This window comes from Oleiphilus sp. HI0067, from assembly GCF_001635735.1.
Window position 1 is genome coordinate 1 of sequence record NZ_LWFI01001330.1, and the last position, 2,462, is coordinate 2,462.

Annotated in this window: 2 protein-coding genes; both read left to right on the forward strand. The window is 42.1% G+C overall.

Annotated features, from left to right (window positions below; genetic code table 11):
- Positions 1-883, forward strand: an 883-nt coding sequence (locus A3739_RS20830; protein ID WP_068502648.1) for an HlyC/CorC family transporter, incomplete at its 5' end; no start/stop codon positions are given.
- A 124-nt stretch (positions 884-1,007) separates the two neighbouring features.
- Positions 1,008-2,462, forward strand: a 1,455-nt coding sequence (locus A3739_RS20835; RefSeq protein WP_156502727.1) for a DUF1631 family protein, incomplete at its 3' end; no start/stop codon positions are given.

Genomic DNA, 2,462 nt, shown 5'->3' on the forward strand with positions numbered 1-2,462 from the left:
AGCAGCCCACATTCTCAAGCCACTCCTAAAACTGCTATACCCTGCTGTTTGGTCTGTAAACCTAGTCACCAACAACCTATTAAAAATACTGGGCATTAATACCTCAGCGCAGACTGAGAACCATATAACGAGAGAAGAGCTAAAAACACTCGTCCATGAAGCTGGCAATAAAATCCCTCGCTCTCACCAAGACATGCTGATCAGTATCCTTGATCTAGAGAAAGTAACTGTCAACGACATCATGATTCCTAAGAATGAAGTGATTGGACTAGATATTGAAGACAACCTAGATGATTTGATCGAACAAGCTAGAAGCTCGCAACACACTAGGCTCCCCGTCTACAAGGGAGACATCAACAACATAATTGGTGTACTCCACCTGCGAAACATGACAAAAGTTTTGTCTCATGCTGAGCCAAATAAAGCAGCACTACTGCAGGCATGTCGTGAGCCCTATTTTATCCCCGAAAGTACTCCGCTAAACCATCAGTTACTTCAATTTCAAAAAGCAAAACGCAGAATCGGCATTGTGGTTGATGAATATGGTGATGTTCAGGGACTTGCAACAATGGAAGATATCTTAGAAGAAATTGTTGGGGAGTTCACAACGGACTACTCTACAACCAGCAGCTCAGATATCACTGCGCAAGAGGACAGCAGCTTCCTTATTGATGGCTCCGCCACCATTAGGGCGATTAATAAAGCGCTTAAATGGTCATTACCTACTAATGGCCCTAAAACGATTAACGGGCTTATTACTGAGTCATTGGAGTTCATTCCTGAGCACCCAGTTTGCATAAAGATTGGTAACTACGAACTAGAAGTCAGACAAGTGAAAGACGACAAAATCAAAACTGTGCGCGCATTTAAAGGTAAAGCGTAACAAATTGCCCATTTTTCATACTAAAACACTTAGTTTCTTGCGAGTTTGTACTAATATGCGTAAATTACAGACTTCGGCGTCATTTTAACTTTTTGATACATTTCTCTATCGCTTGAGTGCACCAATGGCAAACAGCTTTAACGTCAACGACAATGCCAATTCTCGAGAAAGTGCTAACAGCTCAGCCGTCTCAGAAAAACTGTTCAATGCCTACTCTCAGCATGTATCTCCCCTACTAGATCAATCATTTGATGCGATTGATGACACCTTGTTTGATCTTGCAAATAATGCAAGAAACAACAATGAGCAAAATCGCTATTTCGAAGCCATGCGTGAATTACGCCTCAAACGTAAAGCCATATGCACGAACATTGATCAATCTCTTCAATCTTTATTTCAATTTCCTTTCGAGCAGATAAAACTTAATACACCAGCGCCGTCACAAGTTGAATCTCTATCAGTGGTAGACGACAAGCAATTTGAAGAGCAGCTAGCGGTTGAGACAATGGCTAGTAAGTCACGAGCTAACTTTCAGCATATTCACCTAACTCTGCATCAACGCATGGCCGAGGCTTATCAGCTTAATGGTGATGAACTTAGTCCAGAGTCACCTGAGTTATTAGCTCATATCATTGCTAGCAGCTGCAAAAATCTCGATATCGAGCTCGGTGAGCTTCTTTTGCTATACAAGCACTTAGACAAACACTTATTTTCCAAGCTTGAAGAGCCACTAAACGCATTGAATGACACTCTAATTTCTGAGGGAATTCAGCCGGATCTAAGCCTGACTAAACGCAAACAATCCGTCCGCTCCAAGCAAGAAACAACAAGAGCTCCTGTCGCACACGATCATCGAGACATTACGGCACAAGAAAACACTACTCAAACAGCCACACAAACGATTAAGACACAGCATTACGCTAGCTCTCAAGACATCATCCAAGCACTGAATATTGTAAACGCCGCGAAGGAAGCGACAAATGAAGCAAGGTTTTTTGACGCCAAGACAATCAGCCAGTACGTGACACAACAACTTCAGAAAAGCTCAAGAAAACAAGTGGCCGAAAAAGATCTTGATGTTATTAATCTAGTCGGCTTACTGTTTGAGTACATACTCAACGACAATAATTTAGCGCCAGAAATGCAGGCGCTTATTGGTCGCTTGCAAATACCTGTACTTAAAGCGGTCATTCATAATCCTGTATTTTTCAAAGAGCATGCTCATCCGGCTAGAACCTTCATTAACAACTTAGCCACAGCAGCGATTGGCTGGACCAACGACAATCAAAACAGCGCACGAACAAAACTATACGACGAGCTTCGCTCACTCGTAGATGACATTATCGAAGATAAAAGTGGTCACTATGACTGTTTTACAGCGTCAAATTTAAAGTTAGAGCTTTTTATCGCGCGCGAAAACAAACGCCAAAAATTGCTCGAGCAACGTACGAAACTAACAGAAGAAGGACGCATTAAAAGCCGGGTTGCCCAAGAATTTATCGACTCAACTCTAAAAGCACTCGTTGAATCACATAGGAACTTACCTACTAGCATTTCTGAACTTCTAACCGGACCATGG